Source organism: Leptospira kanakyensis (genome assembly GCF_004769235.1).
Taxonomy (GTDB): Bacteria; Spirochaetota; Leptospiria; order Leptospirales; family Leptospiraceae; genus Leptospira_A; species Leptospira_A kanakyensis.
In genome coordinates this window covers 260,555-282,047 of record NZ_RQFG01000016.1, presented here as the reverse complement: position 1 = coordinate 282,047, position 21,493 = coordinate 260,555, and the positions used below count along the sequence as shown (strand labels likewise).

Here is a 21,493-nt window from a genome sequence, read left to right as displayed (position 1 = left end):
TTGTTTTCTTTGACAGCGATACCAAGATCCACACCGGATTCGTCTTTTGCTGTAATTAAGTGGTCACAGTGAACGGTGGATGGAACCGCTACTTTTTTACGACCTGCTTGCATAAATTGGAGAAGCGCCATCTGCGCTGTTGCATCCTGCATTGCCACTCGGTCTGGTGCAAAGTCTACGTAGTCAGCACCGCGACCAAAACTTTTGGAGGGGTTTCCATCCCAAAGGTGGTTGTATAAAATCTTTTCTGTAAGTGTGAGGGGTCGACCCACTACCTTCCTGGCTTGTGTGATGGCCGCTTCCATTTTGGAATAACGTGCCGCAATCATTTCTATATCAAATGCCATCTGAACCTCTTATACCTATCAGACCGCAGGAAAAAAGGGAATCAATCGAAAATTAAACTACAAGTAGTAAAATCAGTAAAATTGCCCCTCTAGTGAGACCCAGTATCTTTTCTAACCATCGATACGGACATAAACTTCGTCAGCTTTGAGGATAAGACCAGATTTAATTTCGATAAGCCTTGTATTGACAAAAACTCCGTCTTGGTAAGGAGTCACAATTCCAGTAATGATGACATCTAGTTTCAAAACGTCGCCTATTTTCCGCAAGGTGGCAGTGTCTGTTGGAATATCCAGTCCAAGTCCTGCCTCTTTTAAAACTTTTTGGTTGGCCAGACGGTCTAAGATTTGGAATCGCTCTTTTTTTACGAGTTCTGTTGTCAGTTTTTCTGCAAGGATTTCACCGTACGGGCTTTTTTTACCTTCGTTGTCTAAAAAAGTCAAAACAACAAGTCTTTGCGGCTTGAAATAGAAACCACTTTCAGAAAGGGAAGTTGCCAACTGTTCCAAGGGTGGGGTGGGAAGTTTTTTTGGTTTGGACTCTCGTTCTTCTCCAAAATAACAAGCGTTAACGCTAAGCAAAAAAATAAGGATACTTAAAATCCTAAAAGGCAAGTTCCATCCCAAGAGAGGTAACCTGTTCATAAAACGATTTTCCATTAAAGCCATTCCCATACATAAATCCACCGGGAACCCCAATCAGCATACCGTCTTTATAAAATTGATTCTGAAAATTCAAAAAAAATGTAGTTTTTAGGCGACCTGGGTGTTTGCCACGAAAAGAAGCAGAGAATGTTTCCGGAGATCTGCCATTTTGGTCTTTCACTTGTAATAAGGGATCGTTAAAAACATTAAAAATCTGATTTCCTACATAGAGAGAATAGTTTTTCGATGGCCCGAGAAACACAATCAACCCAAGAGAAGCTATGTCCTGAGCCGGAGCAAACCCGGTTTGCCCCCCATGTGTAGAACCTGGCCTTGCGTTTACATAATTGTATTTTACGTTTAACTGGACCTTATCACTGCCGAAAAAAAAAGAAAACTTGCCACCCTCTGCTCCGTATGCAGTAACCGGATTTTCCGATTTTACGTTGTATACAGAAGTTTGAACCTTCAAGAACTTAGAAGGAGAAAAACTATCTTGGTATTCATAAAGTTGTTTTGGATCGACTAACAATCGTCTATTGGTATCCATTTGGCGAAAAATTAATGTTGCCGAAGGATGAACCGGTGTGGAAAGAATGGGTTGTGATAAAGAAAGTTCCCCCGTTTGTTTGGCATCCCAAATGAAGGCGGATTGCACAGAACGATCATAGTCAAATTTTGATCCGAAAGAATTAGAAGGATTCCATTTAGGAGAATTTGGTTTTTCTACTTTGGAACTACCAAACATACCCAAAGTAAGTGATTTCAGTTTATCAGTATATTCTAAAGTTCCCGAACCCTTTTCTCTCAACTTTAACTTTAGTGGATTTTGGTATACATATTCCTCGCCAAACTCTAGTGAAGCGGGCATTTCTAATTCTTTTACGGTTGGTTCTTGTAAAGGGGCGAAATAAACCACCCCAAGTAAACCTAAACCTGAGAATAAGGAGATTAAAACCGAAGATTTCGGGGAATACATAAAGAAACTGTAGAAACATATTTCCTAATTTCAAAGGAATGTAAATCTATTTTTAAAATAAGAACATCGAATCCCCATAAGAATAAAAACGAAACCCGTTCTTCAAAGCATAGTGATAAGAACTCATCACAAGTCGGGTATTGGCAAAGGCACTGACTAGAAGCAGAAGGCTAGATTTTGGTAGATGGAAGTTAGTAATCAGACCTTGTACGGATTGGATATTGTCACCTGGCGACAAAAAGATGTCAGTTTGCCCCACTCCTACCTTATATGTCTTCAATTGAGAATCAAATACAGATTCTAAGACTCGAAGAGTGGTCGTACCAACGGAGATGATCCTTCTACCTTCTTTCCGTGCATCGTTTAACCGAGTCGCAGTAGGTCCAGAGACTGAGTAGTTCTCCTTATGTAGCGTTTTAGTCTGCCATTGTTCGGTGGTCAGAGGACGAAATGTCCCATAACCGATTTGTAATTCTACAGGCAGGAACTCTGCACCCAAGGATCGCAATTTTTCTTTTAATGGCTCCGTAAAATGAAGTCCAGCTGTCGGCGCAGCAACGGATCCAGAACGATTGGCAAAAATAGTTTGGTATCGAACCTTGTCTTCTTCTGTAACATTTCGTTTTAAATAAGGGGGGATGGGAATGTTTCCAAAAATTTCAAAGTCAGAATCAGAAATGGATCTCTCTGAATGCAAAATCGATAGTTCTTCTTTAGCACCTTGGTAAAAAAATTCAAATTCCTTAAACCCTACAGGGAAAAGTTTGTCACCTAACTTTAATTTGGCCCTATTTTTTAAGATACATAACCACTGATGGTTAGTTTCATCTTCCGCTTCCAAAAAAATTGATTCGTGGATGCGGCCCGATTCTACTTGTAAATACACACGACGGTATGATACTTTTGTCTCATTATATACGAAAATATCACCTGGTCGCACAAGGGTTGTAATGTCCTTAAAGAGTGGCGCTTCCCAGAATTTAGATTCGGTTTTGTCTACCACTAGAAGCCGTGACTCGTCCCGATTTTCCATAGGAAACTTGGCAATCTGTTCCTCCGGAAGGTGAAAATCGTATTCCTGTAAAAAATCCATCTTTGTATAGCCTTGGGAAAACCTTGTCAATTAACCAGAAATATTGGGAATGGTAGGAGAACTATGTGGAAATTTTTAGAAAACTTAGAGAAATCAGGGAAATGGGTCTTAGCGGCAATCGTTTTGATTCTTTTGGCCCTCTCCATCTCTAGATCCAAACAAAAATCGGATTTTTTAGATTATTACCATGCGGCAGAACGTTGGGAAACCGGAGAAAATCTCTACCGATTTGATGTGGCTTTCGAACTCCAAACAAAAATCAAAACCGTAGAAGACCTCTTCCAACCAGAAAATCTCCATCTTCTCACTGCCTTACAAAATGAAACGGCAACGTATATCTACCCTCCACTTTTTTCTTTTTTGCTCATACCTTTTACTTATTTATCTGAAAACGGCGCTGCCTTACTTTTTGAAATCCTAAGTATAATCTCTCTTATCCTTATCCTTTATTTGATTTTTCAAAACAGAGAACTTAAAAACAATAACTCAAAGTTCCCATACTTGATTCTAACCTTATGTTTGGTATTTAATTTTCGATTTTTAGAAAGCCATATCCAAAACAACCAAGTGGGATTACTTCTCATTTTACTTGTATTAGTTTCTCTCACAGTAAGATCTCATTTTTTCAGTGGAATCCTTTTGGCTCTCGCGGTGAGTATCAAAATCACACCTTTAGTATTTTTATTTGTTTTTGTTTATGAAAAACAATACAAACGAATCCTTTGGTTTGTATTCGGAATGATTCTTTGGAATGCCCTCCCCCTTCTTTACAACTGGGATTACACCATTCAAATGACAAATGAATGGCTTACTGAAATTTTAGGGAATGCTTTTAGTAACCCACTTCTTAGATCTTGGAAAAACAATCAGTCTTTAAGTTCTACACTCGCCAAATATTTTGTTTCGGGTGCAGATCTGATCAACCAACCAACGTATGGAATGCCCTTCATCCAACTTTCCCTTTCTAGTTTGAAGATCATCCAACTTGGTTTTATGATTTTGTTTGGGATTCCACTATTACTTCTTTGGCGCAAAGAAAACAAAAAATGGGAAATCATTTCCTTACTCTTTTTAATCTCTGCCCTTTTCAGTGGGATCAGTTGGATTCATAGTTTTATCATTTGTTTTGTGCCGATTTATTTCATTATGAATCGAATTTTTGACTTAAAAAATAATAATAAAGAAAAGTATATCTTAGTTTTTATTTTGAGTTTACCAATCCTTGCACATAGAACCTTTGTGGGGTCAAAAATAGAAGCCACACTTTCTATGTTTTCCATTCTATTTTACACAACTAGTCTATTGTATTTTTATATTGTAAGGTTTGCATTACGTGAAACAGAAAATCGGAATTGATGCCCGGCCACTTGCCTATGGGATGACGGGGAATTCACGCTATTTGGCAGAAGTTCTAAGAATCATTCTACCCAAACACAAAAATAAAGAGTTTTTTCTCTATAGCAATAAACCGATTCACCCCATATTTTTTGATCTACTTGGGCCGAACACAAAAGTAGTTTTGGAAACTAAAAATATCCCTGGACCTATTTATTTAAATTTCTTTTTACCCAGACGGTTAAAAAGAGATGGAGTGGAAGTATTCTGGGGCACCATACAGATGTTACCTTTTCTAAGACTTCCCATCCCTAGTTATGTAAACTATCATGACTTAAATTTTATATCAGCACCAGAAACAATGGCAAAATGGAACTACTTCCAACACAAACTGTTGTCTCCTATCACTATGAAAAATGCTGATAAAATCTTTTGTTTATCAAAAAACACAAAGATTGAAATTCTAAATTTTAACCCAAAATATGAAGAAAAATGTCTAGTTGTGTATCCCGGGGTTTCCAAACCAAAACCAACCAAAGTAACACAGAAGTTTCCAAAAGATTTTTTTCTAACTGTGGGTACCTTAGAACCTCGCAAAAATATCAACCGTTTAGTTGATGCGTTTTTAGATTTTAAAACCAAACATCCTAAAGACAAACATTCACTTCTCATCCTAGGTCGAAAGGGATGGGGTGAGGAAGGTGAGTTTTTGTACCAAAAACTAAAAGATCCTAAAATACAAAGTTTAGGAGTCCAATTCATTGAAAAACCGGAAGACGGAATCCTTGCAGCAGCATTTAAACAATGTAAGGTGTTCTTTTTCCCTTCCCTTCACGAAGGATTTGGGCTCCCACTTTTGGAAGCAATGTTAGAGGACAAACGTTGTGTTGCTTCCGACATTCCCGTATTCAAAGAAATTTTATCCGACAAATGCGATATTTATGTTTCTCCTAAAGAAACAAAAGACTGGACCCACAGTTTTGAATTGATGTCAGGGCCGAAAAAACCCAGATCTCCCAAATTTCCCGCCAAACAATGGACTTGGGAAGAAACAGCGAAAAAAATAGAAGAGGTACTCTTTCAATGAAAATGATTCAAAAATGGATTTCTAAATGGAAAGAATTTAAAAGCAAAAAAGAAGCTAGTTACTTCGGAACAACCTTATATGATGAGTTAACCATAAACCCACTTCCATCTTTGTTACTCATCCTAGGCACAATTTTATTTTTTACCTATAGTTTACCTTACGCTTTTTATTTAGGTAAATTTTTTTATTGGTTTGTAGGAATACTTGAAATTACTAAAGTTTTAAAAATTCCTTTTTTAGATGAATTAAGATACTACCACTATCTATCCGCTTTTGTTTACTTTTATATATCAGCTTCTCTGTTAATCGACGTTAGCCGCCTTTTAAAAGACTGGAACCGCAGAACTGTTTTTGTAAAAAATGAAATTTGGCAAATCCAAAGATTTGGGTTTGGGAAAAAACTCATCAAATTTGATCTGAATTCTGATGGTTTTCAACTTGGACTCGAACATGGTGGGATCACCGACTATTTGGGATGTAACCGTTTGGTCTGGGAAAAAAATGGAGAATCAAAATTTTCAACTCCCTACTTTTTTCCTTATAAAAAGAATAAAGCCATAGTAAATCGAATTTTAAAACGTTAGAGTGAGTTTGAATTTTTGAAGAAGTTATTCATTCTACTTTTTTTAGTTTTTCTTTTTTTATTCCATCTAAGATACCTTTCTCGGGCCTTCGATTGGGATTCCTGTGTTTACGCACTCAATATCCAAAAAGATAGAATCGAATCTGCATTTTTTAATCCCCACCATCTCGGATTTGAATCATCAGGATTATTTTATTGGAAAATGATTCGATCTATATATCCAACAACGGACATTATGTTTTTTCTAAGATTAAGGATATTAAGTTTTTCCTTATTTTTTTTAGGACTTTTTATTTGGATTTACTACAAACTATATAAAGATTTATTTCTCGGAGTTGTTCTCGCACTTGTCATCCAAGTGAGCCAGGCATTTTGGTTCTATAGTTTACACAATGACACCCCCCTCATCCATTCCTGTTTGATGGCTATGTTATTTTTATTTACGATATATTATTTAAGACAAGGCCTACTAACAAAACACCTTTTTGTTTTATGGATCATCCAACTTTTTAGTATCTACTTCCATCAATCCAATGTCATACATTTCGGTATGGTTCCGATGGCCATATTCTTATCTCCTAACAGAAGTATGGGGAGAAAATTAAGAATTATTTTTATCTATCTAACCTGTCTCGGGTTGGCCACTATTCTCTCTTATTTATTTGTAGGATTCATCATTTTAAAACGTGGGCTCGGGCCATTGGATGAAAAACATTTTTCTTTTTGGATGTTTTTATATGCAGCCATCAACAGATGGGGAACCAGTCTCGGAGAAGAAAAAAATTACGTATTGTACTTCTATCGGGGGATTGGAGACGCCTTTTTAGTATTCCAGAACGTCATTCCTAAATTCCGAGTCAATCTATTTGACTTCAAAAACCCAAAACACCTTCCCTACAATTTGAATCTTTTATTCTGGATTTTTAGTTTGAGTCTGGGAATTTTGAATTTCCGTACTATGTGGGCCCGATACAAACAAGAACTACTCGTCATGATGTTTTGGCTCATCCCATCCATTGGTTTTTATACATGGTGGGAGGGTTATTTTTTTGAGTTTTGGGTTGGAACTACCATTGGTTTATGGATTTTAAATTCATACGCTCTGCAATCTTTCTCCATTCCCATGTTACCGAAATTTTCTAGAGCCCTCCTCCACACAATTTATCTGATTTTATTTCTTTTTTACTTCAGCACTAATTTTACATTTTCGACTCTTCCCAGATCCATTGGCCCTAGGTTTGGATATACCGAAGGAATTCAGGGGCCTGTTGAAAAGTTAGCCGAAGAATCAATTTACCGCTAGGAACCAAACAAATGTTATTTAACTCTTTTGAATTTTTAGTATTTTTCTTTTTTACAATCATTGTAGGAAACATTTTAAAGAACCGCTGGCAAAAACTTTTTTTTCTACTCACAAGTTATTATTTCTACATGGCTTGGCAGCCTTCTTCTATCTCTTGTTCAGCGATGGCAGAAAATGGGTTTAAGTTTTACACAGACAGACTTTACTGTGACTTCAAAATCAATCCTTATGTTTTTATTTTAATTTTTTCAACGATCATCGACTATTTTGCAGCGACGTTAATTGAAAAGAAAGAGGATAACGATAGTTCCAGAGGATGGTTACTGGTTCTTTCACTTGTTGTCAACATTGGAACTTTAGGATTTTTTAAGTATACCGACTTCCTTCTTGGCGTAGTTAATGACATCCACCTTTTGGGTGCGTATCAATTTCCAAAACAAAATATCATCCTTCCTGTAGGAATTTCCTTTTATACATTTCAGTCGATGAGTTATACCATTGATGTATACAACAGAAAAATTGAAGCGAGAAAATCGTTTTTAGATTTTGCATTGTATGTGGCTTTTTTCCCGCAACTGGTTGCAGGTCCTATAGTTCGCGCCGAAACTTTCTTTCGCGATTTAGATTTTCGTCTTAGTGTATACAAAGAACATATCGATGCAGCTTTTGCATTGATTCTGATAGGTTTCACAAGAAAAATCGTTTTTGCTGATAACCTCGCCCGAGTGGTTGATTCTACATTTGCTGATTATCAAAATCTAAACTCAATCGAAATCTGGACAGGGGCCCTAGCCTTCGGATGGCAAATTTATTTTGATTTTGCTGGATACACTGATATCGCAATCGGTGTGGCGAGATTGTTTGGATTTCAGTTCAATCCCAACTTTAACTTTCCAATGTCTTGTAGAAACATTGCAGACCATTGGTCTAGATGGCACATTTCCTTCTCCACATGGATTAGAGACTATATCTATATTCCTCTCGGCGGATCAAGAGTCAGTGTCATTATGTATATTAGGAATATCATGATCACCTGGCTTTTTGCAGGACTATGGCATGGCGCCGCCTATCACTATGTAGGTTGGGGAATTTGGCAAGGAACCATGTTGTTATCTCATAAGTTTTATGGAGATACTAAACTGGCGAAATTTCTAAATGGGAAAGGTGGAATTACCTACGATCTTTTTGCACGGGTTTTTACTATGTTTTGTTTAGCATTTGGATTTATCATGTTCCGAGCAGAAACAATGGAAAAAGCCATTCCGATGATGAAGGCCCTTGTTTTTATCAATGATTCAGCAGCACCAATCCTACGTTGGACCAATTACAGATTTGGAATTTTACTCGTCATTTGTTTTACTGCAAGTTATGTTTTTTCAAAACGACAAATCCCAACTCTACTTACGGGAAGTTGGATCAAATATACTACCTTTGTCATTGTGAATGTATTGTTATTACTACTTTTTGGAGTCACTGAAAGTCAGAATTTTCTCTACTTTCAATTTTAAATATGAATTTACTTAAAGAAACAATCTCATTTCTGACTGATAAAAAGTTAGTTGTTGCCATTACTTTTTTACTAATATTCGAAATTCTCCTCCAACTTGGTTTTTATAAACCATATTTGAAAAAGAATTCCTATGCTTCCAATATCAATCGTGTTACAGAACACGTAGTATCCAAACGAGATGTACTCAATCCAGACATTTTGATTGTAGGAACTTCCGTAGCATTTGAAGGGATTAGTGTTCGGATGTTGAATGAAAAATTACAGAAATCAGGATGGAAAACCCAGTCGATAGCCGTTCGTGGTTCAGAACTCATTGTCCAACACCGTATTTTAGAAGAGTATTTACAAGCTTTCCCAAATGTAAAAATTATTTTACATGTCATGGAACCTGGTATGCCTTGGGTAGATAGAAAAAATATTGTCGAACCCACCATGGCAATGTTATCTGAGTTAGGTAACTTCAAAGCCATTTCTTCTGCTCATGAATTCGAATATGATTTAGATGTTTCAAACTATCTTTTCCTTAGTTTTAAATCGGTTGCTTATCGCAAAGATTTATCCGACCTAGTAATCAATTTCAACGAAAGATTAAAGACCATTTTAAGAACAAATAAAAATCCCAATACAAACCCATGGGATTATGAAAACGATCATCCAGAATCAATCGAAGACTACAAATTAACAAGTGTAGATGATTGTTTACAAAGGTTGGCATTAGATTTACCAATAGAAATTCCAAAAGCGTCTAACCCGGATCATAGAAGGATGTTGTTTGAAACCTGTGGTGTGGCAAACGTCGTTCCGAAGGAATCTCATGCCACAGAAGAAACAAAACGTTATTTCCGAAGATTAAAGAAAATGTACGACTTTATTGGCAATAAAAACATTCATATCATCAATGTTTTTGCCCCTTACTCTGATGTGATCAGGAAAGTAAATAACGAAGGCCGAATGAAAGTTTGGTTGGATGGACTCACAGAAGCATTATCTTCGACGCAACCTCTCGATTCAATGGATCTTCAAGACTCCCTTGGAGTTACTAACGGCCAATATTGTTTTGATTTGATTCATTTGAATGAAGCAGGTATGAAAGAGTTTACAAATATTCTTGGAACTCAGTTGGAGAAAAAACTTGGAAACCGATGAAGTCACACTGAATCAACTTCAGTCCGAAGTGGACGATTGGATCAAAACCATTGGAGTAAGGTATTTTTCGGAACTCACGAATTTAGCAATCCTTATGGAAGAAGTGGGTGAACTTTCAAGGTTAATGGCAAGGAAGTATGGAGACCAATCTTTTAAAACTAATGAATCTGCTGATAAAATCCCTAGCGAAATTGGAGATATTCTTTTTGTTCTTACATGTTTGGCGAACCAAATGGGAATCTCTCTCCAAGATGCCATTCAGTCTACCATCAAAAAAAATACCAAACGCGATTTAAACCGACACAAAAATAATCCTAAACTCTAAGGGTTTGATCCACAGGGATTCCTGCTTCCCTACGAATGGCATTCCAATAAGAAGATAGATGGGCTGGATGCGAATTCATATCAGAAATACAATAATCAAACTTTTCACGAAAGATTGAATTTGTATTTAATACCGATTCATACTTTGGATAATCCATCATCATCTCTTTAAAGAATTGTTTTTGGCCTTCATAATCATAATCTTCGCGAAAAAACATATAAGCATGAGCCAAATCATGAAGGAGATGTTCAAAGGCATCTCGTTTGTCTTCTACCAAACTACCTTCCATCGCATGTTCCCAACTAATAGTTGAATACCTGTAACCCCTACTTTGTGATTCTAACATTTCCAAAGAACTTGGATTGTAATCAATTAGTCGGATGTCCCACTCACCAATATGCCACTTCCACAGTGCAAATCGTACGGTATCAGGCATTCCATAAAATCGAACCACTTCCAAAAAATCTTTAGATTGGTTCCGACTCGGCAATGGTTTCCCCATTCGGAGGAAAGGATGTTTTTTCACCCTTCGTTCTAAGTATAAAAGTACAAGTTGGAAGGTCAGTTGACTGTCAGAGATTTGAGCTGTTTCCCAATCTGATTTTAAGGAAATTAAATTAGGTAGGATGGACTTTGCTTCTAATTTTAACTCTGGTTCTGGAATACAAATTTTTTTAAAGGAACCGTAAATACGGCCATTTTCATGAGGCATAAAATTTAATGAGCAAGTCCGTAGTATTCTGTTTCCAAATGATGGATTCCTCCAATTTCACCACCGAGAAAAAACAAGGTACCATCAGGAAATTTGACTCCACTATGTTTTGAAACACTATACTTCGACATACCCATATCGAAGAAGCTATTACTTTTTGCATAGTCCAGTTTTTCCATGGTTCGACTTGGTTCACTTGTATCATAACGATACGCTCCTCCGTGAAAAAGGATTCCCCCATCCGGAAGTTCTGATGCAACACTCCATTCCCTTCTATACTTTGAATTAGCAATGGCAAAAATTTGATTTCGTGTGACATCGAATAACATAGTAGAATTGTTTAAATTGGATAATTGAGCACCATAAATCAAAACATTACCATCTACTAATGTTTTACATTTTAAAGCACCTACTGGAACCGGCAATGTCGGGCCCCAGGAAAAAGTTTGTGTGGTCGGATCATAAAACTCTGTTGTATCTTTTGGTGCAAAGATCCCATCAGTTCCGCCAATGATAAAAACTCGACCATCACTGAGTAGTACCGAACAGGAAAAGGATCTTGGAGTCCTCATCCGGTTTGTGATTTCAGTAAATGTGCCAGTTGTTGGATCATAAATCTCAGCAGTATTTAAAGACGTAAAATAAGCAGGAGTTACTGGTGTATAATCGCGAATTCCACCCAAAACAATCACTTTTCCGTCTTGGAGTTTGACTGCATTGTGTAAGTGCCTTGGACCATTCATATTTCCAGTGGGTGTGAATGCAGTGGTTTCAGAATCAAAAATATAACTGGGTGTTAACGCAATGGATGATGCTGGTAAGATACCACCCGTAATGAGGATATTTTTTCCATCTAACATCACTCCTCGTTCTCCCCGAGCAATCTGAGGCAAACTAGGATTTGTTAAAACAAAACTAGAGGTACCGTGTCTCAAAATTTCTGCACTGGATTTTGATCCGTAGATAGCAATCACGTCTCCATGGTCATTCAAAAAAGCTTCAAACTCAGATCTTCCTTGGAGTAAAGATGGTCCAGGAACTAGACCGATCAACTGGACTGTTAACGTATTCGAAACCACATTTAAAGCATCGTCTTTAGAATTCGAAAATGCTAATGTAAGATTCCCTGGCCCATTGGTCGAAAAATTTGTTTCGAAATAAACTCGGTATAAGTTTCCACTTATTTTTTGTACAGACCGTAACACAACAGAAGAAGCTAAAGAACCACTGAGAATTGGCGGACCAAAATTTTCTAAAGGCTCCGAAACTGTAAAGTCCCAATACCTAGCAGAAAAAAAAGTATAATCAGTAATGGGAATATATCCAACGAGTGCCACGGTGGGGACTTGGGTATCGATAACAATGGGGATTTTATCTTCTAATAAAGTTTCTCCCACATAAGATACAACACCTGATAGGACAAGTTCATATCGACCATCATTGATTAGCGGATCGAAAGAAACCAAAAGCCGGTCAGAACCAATTTTCTCAAAATGAATGTTTGAAAATACATTTAAATTTGCCGTTGCTAAATAATCGGAATCCAAATTGGCAAGTTCTCTATTGCACTGTAACAAAATCTGATCTACATTTCCAAAAGATTTTCCATTTGAATCCGTGGAACAAGTAAACTGATTTGAATTTAAAAACGTACTTAAGAACAATCCTTGTGTCGATTTTTGATCAAATACGTTTCCATATTCAGAAGGAAACGTACATCCAATCAAAAAGAAAAACAATAAAGGGATAGATTTATTCAAAGCTATATTCCTCGGTGTTCCCAAGAATATCTCCAATCCTACCACCCAAAATCATCCCACCACCAGTCGATGAATAACGAATATCACAACCATCCCAGCGAGCATTCAATGAACGACTTGTCATATAAAATCGATTGATTGATTCCGACCATGACTCCGTATCATGAATCGAATCAAACGTAGATCCACTTCCTGTGCGATACTCTAAACCACCTGCAACAATCAGTTGGTCTTTTCCATAAGGAAATACAAAAGAGGAACCCCACTCTCTTCCAAAAAGCAAATTTTTATGATCTCTAATGGTGTCTGTTGTTGGATTATAAATTTGTGCTCGTAACACAGGTTGTGAATCATCGAAACGAGAATTCATTCCACCAAAAATAAGTATCTCTCCATTTTCTAATCCGTGAACAAAATGATTAAATCTTTTGTATAATTTCGCTGTTGATTTTGAGAGAGTTTTCGTATTGATATCATATAATTCAATAGAATCCAAAGCTTTCGGCGTAAAATCATTGCTAAGGAGTCCAAATGCATCTGAACGTTCCCCACCAATAATAATGACCTTTCCTGTAGTTTGTGAAAAGATCTGAGTATGTTTTCCTCGAGGATCATCGAGATTTCCCACGATCTCAACAGTCATTGTAGCAGGATTATTCGTGATATGAACCAGCTCCACTGTACCAACTGATTGAGTTGGCTTATAAGGACTCATACCTCCAACTACGAGAACATCGCCATTGGGAAGGACTGTCATTTTATGGAACAATCGAGGCAATGATAACTGCGGCCCCTCTGTCCAAGTATTTGTAATAGGATCATAAACTTCCGTTGCAGTTAACCCATCGTTTACTGCACCAATTTTTCCACCGATCCCACCAACTGCAAAAATTCGTCCATCATGGAGTTTAACAGCATCAAACTCTTGGCGTCGAAATACCATGTCTGGGCCTTGGACGAATTTTTTTAAAGTAGAATCGTAAATTTCGCTATGACTTAAAGTACCATTCCCATTGATCAAAACTTCTTTTTTCGCCTTCCCACCAAGAACAAGTCGCCTTCCATCATCTAACTCAATCCCAACACAAGACCTTCTCGCCACATTCAAGTTAGGCCCACTTTTAAAGGCGAAAACTTTTACCGGAACCATAACGACTCCTTCTGAATTGGAGGCTTTGTCCTTGACACCTGAAAATGAAACTGTGAGAATTCCACCATTTGAGTTCGGATTCCCTGCAAATAACAAACGTATGTTGCGAGAAGAAACAATCATATCAGAGACAACCAAACTATTTTTAGCAGTTCCCGATAAGCTGACTTGAGAAAGTTTTCCTTCCCAGACAATGTCCTCATTTGAAACTATATCCAAAAAACCTGATTGTAATTCAGAAATATCAATTCCATTTCCTGTACGAACTTCCAAAATCGGTGGTTGGGAATCGATTTCGAATTCAAAGTTTTCAGGATTTACCAAAAGTGATTCATTTAGATAATAATCCTTAAGATCAATACTAAACTTACCGCTAGTGATGGTTGGTTTCATACGAACTTCATACAAAAAACGGCTTCGAGGGATGACTTGTAAAATAGGACTAACTCCTGACCCGGAAACAGGCAACCTCAAACCTTCTGATTTTGCCGTAAAATCATGGTTAGTTGACACATAAATGACCCCACCAGGTTGTACACGATTGGTAGAAAATTCCATGGTTACCACAGGATCAGCACTCAAAAGAAGTAAACCAAGACTAGTCGGTGAGTTTGGATCAAATAAATTGTTACCAGGAGTAATTTTACATGAAATCAACAGAAAAAGTAGAATGGTAGATTTAATCTTTTCCATATAACTCCACCCTTCTATCATTTAATGCCGAATCACCAAAGATGACAATCCCTTGATTCGTTTTTACTGCACAATGCTCTGAACGAGCATTCATCATCGTATCCACAACAAAATTTTTCATTTCTGTGTGATCGTATAATTCTAAAATTCCTGATTTATAATAAGTATCTACTCCGCCAGTAAATAAGACTTGAGAACCTGAATAAGGAACAATAGAACTTCCATTTTTAGCTCTAGTTGTGAATCCATGGGTTTTACTGACCCCACTAGTTTTATTCCAAGATTCAATGCTACGAGAACCTACATTGATAGTTCCACCCAGAACTCCACCTAACACCAACTGATCGCCACCAGGGATAGAGATAGTTGTAACATTTGATCTTGAAGTTGGTAATGGATCCCCAACTACATCCATCACTTGGGAATTCAAATCCAAACGCCGAATCGCATTCGAATAAACTGCAAAAGGATCGATCCGGTCTCTCCCACCAAAAAAGAAAACTCTATGTTCACTTCCAACATATTCAGCAAAGTGGAAAACCGTATTCATCGTAAAGTTAGCACTTGAATTTAAAGTTGTTGAAGTTCCTGATTGGACGGAAATGAGTTCATGTTCATTTGTAATGGCAGTAAAATCATTACCAACCTGAAACTGTCCACCTGACACAAGCAAGTTGCCATCATCCAAACAGACCATAGTATGTCCGTATCGTCTTTTTTGTAACAAAACGGGGAGTTCAACCACTGTTTGATTTTCACTTTGGATTCGGTAGATTCGATTGCTAATCTGAGAGCTGGCCGTAATATTACCAGGCACTGTTTTACCGCCCGATACATAAACAATACCATCGGGGTTTGTGCATATAGCCATACCCGTTAAACTTTGGTTGAGCGAAGGCAGTATTGTGGATAAACCTGTTTCAGGATTTAAAATTTCTACTGTAGACACTGTGTTACCGGAAATGGAAACACCACCCACAAGTAAAATCCTTCCATCTGATAATAGTGTCGATGTGATTTGGCCTTTAGGTTCCGAAATAGAACCAATATAACGAGGGTAAGGAAATTTAAATTCGAATTGTTTTCCTGAAAATGCATAATGTCCAAACGACTCAGGCCTTCGGATGAATAAAGAAATAGGCTCTCGCCATTCGGATCGAGAGGAAACAGAAAACAAAACACGAAGTTTCGAATCAGAGAGTGGGAATACGTCTCTTAAAACTAAATCGTCTTTATAGTTTTCCGAAATGCTGAAATTTGTTTTTGTAAAAAATGCAGCAACTGGTTCACTAAAATCCAAATCCAAGATTTCTGTTTTTATAAATGATGGATAATCGCTAGGTAGGTATCTTGATGTGATTTGAATTTCATTTTGAAAAGCCAATGTTGCGAGTACAACAACAGAACCGCCAGCTAAAGTAGAAGGATCAAAGGGATTCTTGGTTTTATCTTGAATCGTACATTGGAAGAATAACAAAGTTATGAATAAACTAAAACTGCATCGCATAACCTAACTTCCCGATTCTATCCATTCCCATATAACCTTGGTTTTCCAGGTGAAATTCGAGCAAAACACCCGATTTTTCTTTAGGATTGGGCCCCAATAGATAAAAATCAAACACATTTGCCGACCAAAGTACAAGAAGTGCGGTTAAGGCTTGAGATAGATTGGTTCTGGAAGTTTCCATCCTTTGCCGATACGGTTCTATCAGATAATAATTCAAAGCAACCGTTTCGGTAACTCGAGAGTTCGGTGGAATGCCTACAGCAGATTCATAAGCAGCTTTATCATTTCTATAGGTATTGTACTGATAACCTGCATACAGGACACCTAAAGCAAAGATAGACATAATGATTTTTCCTTTATCTTCTTGCCCACGTGCATATTGTCCCCAGCCAGGGAAAAGAAAGGAACGAAAGGCATAAGTGGGATTGTACGGATTGAACAACGGTGCATCAGCAAGCGAAGTTTCCGGATTCACTGCGTAAGTAAGGATTGTATCTTCGGACTTCTCCGCATATTCTTTGGTGTATGGCTTTTGTAATTTCTGGTTTGTTTTGGACCACTCTCGCAAAGAGGAAATCACATAATTGGACAATTCGGAATAGGAAACCTCTCCGTTATAATTGGAATCTGCCCTACCTTCCAATCCATAAATCAAAAATTTGGTAAAAACTCCATAACCAGACTTGGGATCCTCATAACTGGAATATCCGACTTTGGTGGAATAAAATACTGAAACAATTTCAGAATCTCGAAAGTTTGAACCTTCTAAATACTTTCTACCTTCTTCTCCTTTTCCATCATCTGGGTTCCGACAGGCGTCAATAAAGAACACAACTCGTTTCAGTTTGGCTTTCTTTGTCATTTCTAGGAGTTGTTCCACTGCAATCCCAGTTTCAAAAGGTTTTAGAGGGTTTGCGTCCTCTGGAAGTAAATAAACTCGATCATTGTAATCAACGACACCGTGCCCAGAGAAGTAAAAAACAAATAAATCTTCTGGATTCGTTTCTTCTAATAAGGCTTCAAAATGTGAGAGAATATTATATTTAGTAGGTGTTGAATTGACGGATCCTTCTTGTACCAAAGTTTGGATCCGATTGTAAGATCCATAACTAAATAAAATCTTCGTCATACCAAGTGCATCACTTTTGGCAGTTTTCAAATCCCCAAGAGCCAATTCCTTATATTCGCTTACCCCAACGACAAATCCAAACCGCTTCGGATTAGAGTCGGCAGCCAAAAACGTTGGTATAGTCAAAAATAAGAATATTAGGAATTTAGATTTCATTGTCATTTTCTATTCTGATGCCAAATCAGCTGCTTGTTTTTCCAAACTTAAAGTATTCTCACCTACTTTTCTAGCATTAATAACTACTTCTCTATTGATTTCATCCATTTTTTGAACAACGGCAACCATCTGATCTTTGTCCTGATTTAAGAGTTTCGATTCCCCATCTAAATCGCGAGAAATTGATTCAATCAAATCTAATGCCTCGAGTACTTCATTGTTAATATTCTTTTGGGAATTGATTTTGTTCGTGGCCGTTTTAATGACTGCACTTAAGAGTTCATACTTAGATTGCAGGGCTTCCGTTTGTTTGAGAGAAGTGGAAGCAAGCTCCGTCCCTTCCTGAATGAACCGATTGGAAGTTGTGATGATTTTTTTGATTTTAGTCGCATTTTCATTAGAATTTTCTGCTAATTTTGCCACTTCCTGAGCCACCACAGCAAACCCTCTTCCATGTTCCCCAGCCCTTGCCGCTTCGATGGATGCATTGAGTGCTAGTAAATTCGTACGGTCAGCAATTTCTGCCATGATATCATTCACTTCACTCACTTCTTTTTGAGATTCATTGACCGATCTAAGCCTTTCTTCTAAGTTTTTAACCGTTTCGGAAAGGACATTACTTCTATCTTGGAAATCCTCCATGTTGGCATTTAACTCTTCTACTGAAGATCCAATTTCAGAAATACTAAGTTTGAGTGTATCTGATTTATGATTGAGTAAACTGATTTGGTTGTGTTGTTTTCCGATATTGTTCACAGAAGTTTGAATACTTTCTGAAAATGAAGAAACAAACTCTGTTAGTTCATGAATCGATTGGTCTTGGGATTCAATCTGTAAGTTAAAGTCCGTTGTGATTTCGCGAATGGATTTCAATGTTTTTATGAGTTCAGCACCAACTCTCACCAAATTACGATTTAAGTTGTCTGCGGTTGTTCTTTCTGTCTCAGCAACCTTTTGTCTTTCTTCTGATTCATTTTTGATTTCATTTAATAAATTAAGAACCGCAGAAGTTAAATATCCAAAACAAATCAAAAATAATATTTTAAATACTTCATTGGAGATACCAACTGTACTCTTTTGGCTTTGGAATCCCTCTACCTCTTTAAACTCAACTCCTTGTCCATAACCAATGACCGAAATCATCACCAAACAAAAAGCAGAATAGTATGTACTCATTAGAAGAGTTCGTTTAGAAAACAAAAACGCAGAATACACTACGTAAAAATAATACAATACGTATAGTGTTGGTGACTTAATTAAGTCGGCGGCAACCCCGCTTCCACCCATAAGACCAGATGCAGTGACCGCAAAAAGGACGGTGATGTCCATGAGAATCAGAACCTTAGGGAAAAATGATCCCAACTTCTCTTTTTTGAATAAATAAGCCTGAAGACCTCCGTATAAAAACATACAAGTAATCCCCACGAGATAACTCATAGTTTGTAAAGTTGTGGAAGTTTTGTAAGAGCCGAGAGTTGCTATGACATAAAATCCCGCGAGTAAAAACCTGACCCGGTTTACATACACCGGTCCAAGCTCCACCCAGTTTTTCTTTGTTTTTATTGGTTCTAAACTAGTGATCTTCGACATAGGATGATGATCGGTGAGTGAAAGTGAATGGAAAGTGATTTTCTTTTTTTACTCCCTGAAAACAAATCTCTGTTGACAAAATATAGTTTAATATTAAACTATTCAATATGGAAACATTAAAGACCAACAACAATCCAGTAGAAAAAAAATTCCACCCTGCATCCGAACGTGGGCATGTCAATTTCGGATGGTTGGACAGTCACCATTCCTTTAGTTTTGGTCACTGGTACCATCCCGAAAAAACAAACTTCGGAGCACTTCGGGTACTAAACGACGACATCGTGGAACCAAGTATGGGTTTTGGAACGCATCCACACCAAAATATGGAAATAATTTCGATCCCACTTTTTGGTGAATTGGCTCACAAAGATAGTACTGGTACGAATGGTATCATTCGCACAGGTGACGTTCAAATTATGTCTGCCGGTTCGGGCATCCAACACTCGGAGTTCAACCATAGTAGCGAAAAAAAGGTCAACTTTTTGCAAGTCTGGATCCTTCCGAAAGTTGGAGGAATCCAACCAAGGTATGCACAAAAAACTTTTTCGGAAGCAGGAAGAGTCAATCGGTTCCAAACCGTAGTTTCTCCGATTGATGAGGAAGCCGTTTGGATCAACCAAGATGCCTACTTTTCTTTGGCAACGCTCGAACCAGGGAAGGAACTTTCTTATTCCGTCCATGCTCCTGGGCAAGGAATCTTTACTTTCCTCATCAGTGGAAAATTAAAGGTAGAGGACACGGTTCTCGAACGTAAAGATGCTGTTGGATACTCCGGAAAGGAAAATTATAAATTTCATGCGGAAGTGAAATCGGAATTACTAGTGATTGAAGTTCCAATGAAATGAAAGAATAAACATTTAGATGAGGGGAATTCTTTGATTCTCCTTTTCGATGAAAACAATACAGAATAGAGAAAAATCGATGTATCTCTGCTCTGTATTGTTTTATCTTTATTTCCTAGATAAAAATTTTCCTGTTTGGAATTTAGGTTTAGACCAAAATCTCTTAGTAAATTTAAATCTAAAATGTATGACCAATATCAATATAAAACAATTGGTCCTCTCTGGAATAAGCATAGTCCAGTAGAATGACTGTAGCTTGGTCCCAAATCAGCCGCAATCCCAAACCACGCGCATGTTTGTAACCGATTGCGTTTACATCACGGAGTTTGTCCCAAACCCTACCCACATCATAAAACGGAACGATACTCAATTGAAAGAATTGATCCCAAACTGAAAAACTCCCCACCCGATATCTTAACTCAATATTATAAAAACCAATCACTGGACCAAAAAAACGTTCTTGTCTATACCCGCGGAGTGTGTTCTGTCCACCAAGGGCACCAAACGGACCATCGATGGAAAAAAGATATCGGTATTCAAAAAAAGGAACTTCACCTTCAATTTTGGTAAGTGCCACACGTTGTGCGATGACAAACTCTTCAAAAAGTTTCGGGAAAGGTTGGTAAAAATTCTTCGCTTGCGCGAAATGTCTGATGTAACCAAAATCAGAACCTATCGTTCTTTCTGCTTTATTGATATTGTATTCAATGAGCCAACCACGATCCGGGTCTGGCTCATAGTCTCTTGTATCATAAGCAATCCCCGCACGGATGTAGTTTAAATTTCCACCATGTAATCCAATGATTTTTCCGGCATTTGCATCTTCCGTGAGTTTTGAATTACCTTCGATGGCAGGAACTTTTACATTGGATAGTGGTTCACGTGCTTCGGTGGAAGTCCCATCATAACGCCTAACAGAATTTTTCGAAAACTCTACTCCACCCCAAACTCGAAAAACCTGGAAAATCGTTTTGTCTAACGCGAATTGCCCATAAGTAGTTTCAAATTGATAATCATGATAATGTTGGTTCGATGTAAATTCTTTCCCAGGCCCACGGTTTCTTACGTACGAATTTGCATTTTCAAAATCAGAAAAAGTGGCATTACGAGTGATGCGACTTCCATCCACATTTCTATCTTTAAAATAAAGAGGTTCTAAACTTTCCGTTCCTACACCAAAGTACTGATTGTAAAAACTGCCATCATGACCTACATAAGCTTTGAGACGATAGGCTGTATCCAAAAAGTATGGAGCGTCCCATAATAAATAATTATTTTGAGTTCCACGATTGGATCTGTAAATTCCAACAGAAAACAAATGTTCGTAAGGAGTGTATTTAAAAGAAGAATCTGCTTTGGTACCGTTATAGAAAATATTGGCAAGGATTCCAAGACCTGATCCATTTACGGCATCATTTCCAAATAAAGGAAGACCAGTCGCATACCAACCTTCTTTTTTTTTAGAAAGTTCGTCCTCGTCTAATTTTTTAAATTCGCCAATCCATTCGGGAACATCCGATTTTCTTTCTTCCGCTTTTAAGGGAATGGAAATCCATGTTGATAGAATGACCAACACAGAAATCAGATTCCGAAAGGACATGGGA

Annotated in this window: 19 protein-coding genes; 8 read left to right on the top strand and 11 right to left on the bottom strand. The window is 37.6% G+C overall.

Annotated elements, in window-relative coordinates:
• From EHQ16_RS12495 to queA, 4 genes are all read right to left on the bottom strand, one after another.
• Window positions 1-347: aconitase family protein (locus EHQ16_RS12495; RefSeq protein ID WP_244242068.1), on the bottom strand; the 347-nt coding region annotated here is incomplete at its 3' end.
• A gap of 111 nt (window positions 348-458) precedes the next feature.
• The gene (locus tag EHQ16_RS12490) at window positions 459-989 is read right to left on the bottom strand and encodes a FlgO family outer membrane protein (protein WP_135632057.1); all 531 of its coding nucleotides are present in this window, start codon (window positions 987-989) and stop codon (window positions 459-461) included.
• A complete protein-coding gene (locus EHQ16_RS12485; protein ID WP_244242066.1) occupies window positions 949-1,860 on the bottom strand; it encodes a hypothetical protein in 912 nt (303 codons plus the stop codon). The genes EHQ16_RS12490 and EHQ16_RS12485 overlap by 41 nt, the downstream gene beginning before the upstream one ends.
• Before the next feature lie 160 nt (window positions 1,861-2,020).
• Window positions 2,021-3,061: a tRNA preQ1(34) S-adenosylmethionine ribosyltransferase-isomerase QueA gene (queA, locus tag EHQ16_RS12480; RefSeq protein ID WP_135631854.1), complete on the bottom strand. Its 1,041-nt coding sequence runs from the start codon at window positions 3,059-3,061 to the stop codon at window positions 2,021-2,023.
• Between the two features lie 63 nt (window positions 3,062-3,124).
• Here queA and EHQ16_RS12475 point away from each other — a divergent pair, with 63 nt between their 5' ends.
• From EHQ16_RS12475 to EHQ16_RS12445, 7 genes are read left to right on the top strand one after another with little or no spacing between them, the layout of a single operon-like run.
• Entirely contained in the window at window positions 3,125-4,417 is a 1,293-nt protein-coding gene (locus EHQ16_RS12475; protein ID WP_135631855.1) for a glycosyltransferase family 87 protein, read from the top strand.
• A gap of 22 nt (window positions 4,418-4,439) precedes the next feature.
• Window positions 4,440-5,483, top strand: a complete 1,044-nt coding sequence (locus EHQ16_RS12470; protein ID WP_135632058.1) for a glycosyltransferase family 4 protein — start codon at window positions 4,440-4,442, stop codon at window positions 5,481-5,483.
• The gene (locus tag EHQ16_RS12465) at window positions 5,480-6,067 is read left to right on the top strand and encodes an LIMLP_18675 family protein (protein ID WP_135631856.1); all 588 of its coding nucleotides are present in this window, start codon (window positions 5,480-5,482) and stop codon (window positions 6,065-6,067) included. Before EHQ16_RS12470 ends, EHQ16_RS12465 begins: the two co-directional genes overlap by 4 nt.
• A gap of 15 nt (window positions 6,068-6,082) precedes the next feature.
• Complete coding sequence (locus EHQ16_RS12460) at window positions 6,083-7,369, top strand: hypothetical protein (protein ID WP_135631857.1); 1,287 nt, start codon at window positions 6,083-6,085, stop codon at window positions 7,367-7,369.
• Between the two features lie 11 nt (window positions 7,370-7,380).
• Window positions 7,381-8,877, top strand: coding sequence for an MBOAT family O-acyltransferase (locus EHQ16_RS12455; RefSeq protein WP_135631858.1), 1,497 nt, complete (start codon window positions 7,381-7,383; stop codon window positions 8,875-8,877).
• Between the two features lie 2 nt (window positions 8,878-8,879).
• Window positions 8,880-10,025, top strand: a complete 1,146-nt coding sequence (locus tag EHQ16_RS12450; protein WP_135631859.1) for a hypothetical protein — start codon at window positions 8,880-8,882, stop codon at window positions 10,023-10,025.
• Window positions 10,012-10,350, top strand: coding sequence for a nucleotide pyrophosphohydrolase (locus EHQ16_RS12445; RefSeq protein WP_135631860.1), 339 nt, complete (start codon window positions 10,012-10,014; stop codon window positions 10,348-10,350). The genes EHQ16_RS12450 and EHQ16_RS12445 overlap by 14 nt, the downstream gene beginning before the upstream one ends.
• On the opposite strand, the gene EHQ16_RS12440 is transcribed toward EHQ16_RS12445, so the two are convergent.
• From EHQ16_RS12440 to EHQ16_RS12415, 6 genes are read right to left on the bottom strand one after another with little or no spacing between them, the layout of a single operon-like run.
• Complete coding sequence (locus EHQ16_RS12440; RefSeq protein WP_135631861.1) at window positions 10,340-11,062, bottom strand: hypothetical protein; 723 nt, start codon at window positions 11,060-11,062, stop codon at window positions 10,340-10,342. The two genes, EHQ16_RS12445 and EHQ16_RS12440, sit on opposite strands and share 11 nt — an antisense overlap.
• A gap of 5 nt (window positions 11,063-11,067) precedes the next feature.
• Window positions 11,068-12,822 (bottom strand): Kelch repeat-containing protein, encoded by a 1,755-nt coding sequence (locus EHQ16_RS12435; RefSeq protein ID WP_244242065.1) that lies wholly within the window; start codon window positions 12,820-12,822, stop codon window positions 11,068-11,070.
• On the bottom strand, window positions 12,815-14,665 hold the full coding sequence (locus EHQ16_RS12430; protein WP_135631862.1) for a Kelch repeat-containing protein: 1,851 nt from the start codon (window positions 14,663-14,665) through the stop codon (window positions 12,815-12,817). The genes EHQ16_RS12435 and EHQ16_RS12430 overlap by 8 nt, the downstream gene beginning before the upstream one ends.
• Window positions 14,652-16,172, bottom strand: coding sequence for a Kelch repeat-containing protein (locus EHQ16_RS12425; protein ID WP_135631863.1), 1,521 nt, complete (start codon window positions 16,170-16,172; stop codon window positions 14,652-14,654). Before EHQ16_RS12425 ends, EHQ16_RS12430 begins: the two co-directional genes overlap by 14 nt.
• A complete protein-coding gene (locus EHQ16_RS12420) occupies window positions 16,156-17,457 on the bottom strand; it encodes a caspase family protein (RefSeq protein WP_135631864.1) in 1,302 nt (433 codons plus the stop codon). Before EHQ16_RS12420 ends, EHQ16_RS12425 begins: the two co-directional genes overlap by 17 nt.
• 9 nt (window positions 17,458-17,466) lie before the next feature.
• Entirely contained in the window at window positions 17,467-19,047 is a 1,581-nt protein-coding gene (locus tag EHQ16_RS12415) for a methyl-accepting chemotaxis protein (protein ID WP_135631865.1), read from the bottom strand.
• A 107-nt stretch (window positions 19,048-19,154) separates the two neighbouring features.
• Between EHQ16_RS12415 and EHQ16_RS12410 the strand changes: the two genes are divergently transcribed.
• The gene (locus EHQ16_RS12410) at window positions 19,155-19,892 is read left to right on the top strand and encodes a pirin family protein (protein WP_135631866.1); all 738 of its coding nucleotides are present in this window, start codon (window positions 19,155-19,157) and stop codon (window positions 19,890-19,892) included.
• Between the two features lie 175 nt (window positions 19,893-20,067).
• Here the strand turns inward: EHQ16_RS12410 and omp85 are convergent, their stop codons facing one another.
• Window positions 20,068-21,489 (bottom strand): Omp85 family outer membrane protein, encoded by a 1,422-nt coding sequence (gene omp85, locus EHQ16_RS12405; protein ID WP_135631867.1) that lies wholly within the window; start codon window positions 21,487-21,489, stop codon window positions 20,068-20,070.
• Between the last annotated feature and the right edge of the window lie 4 nt (window positions 21,490-21,493).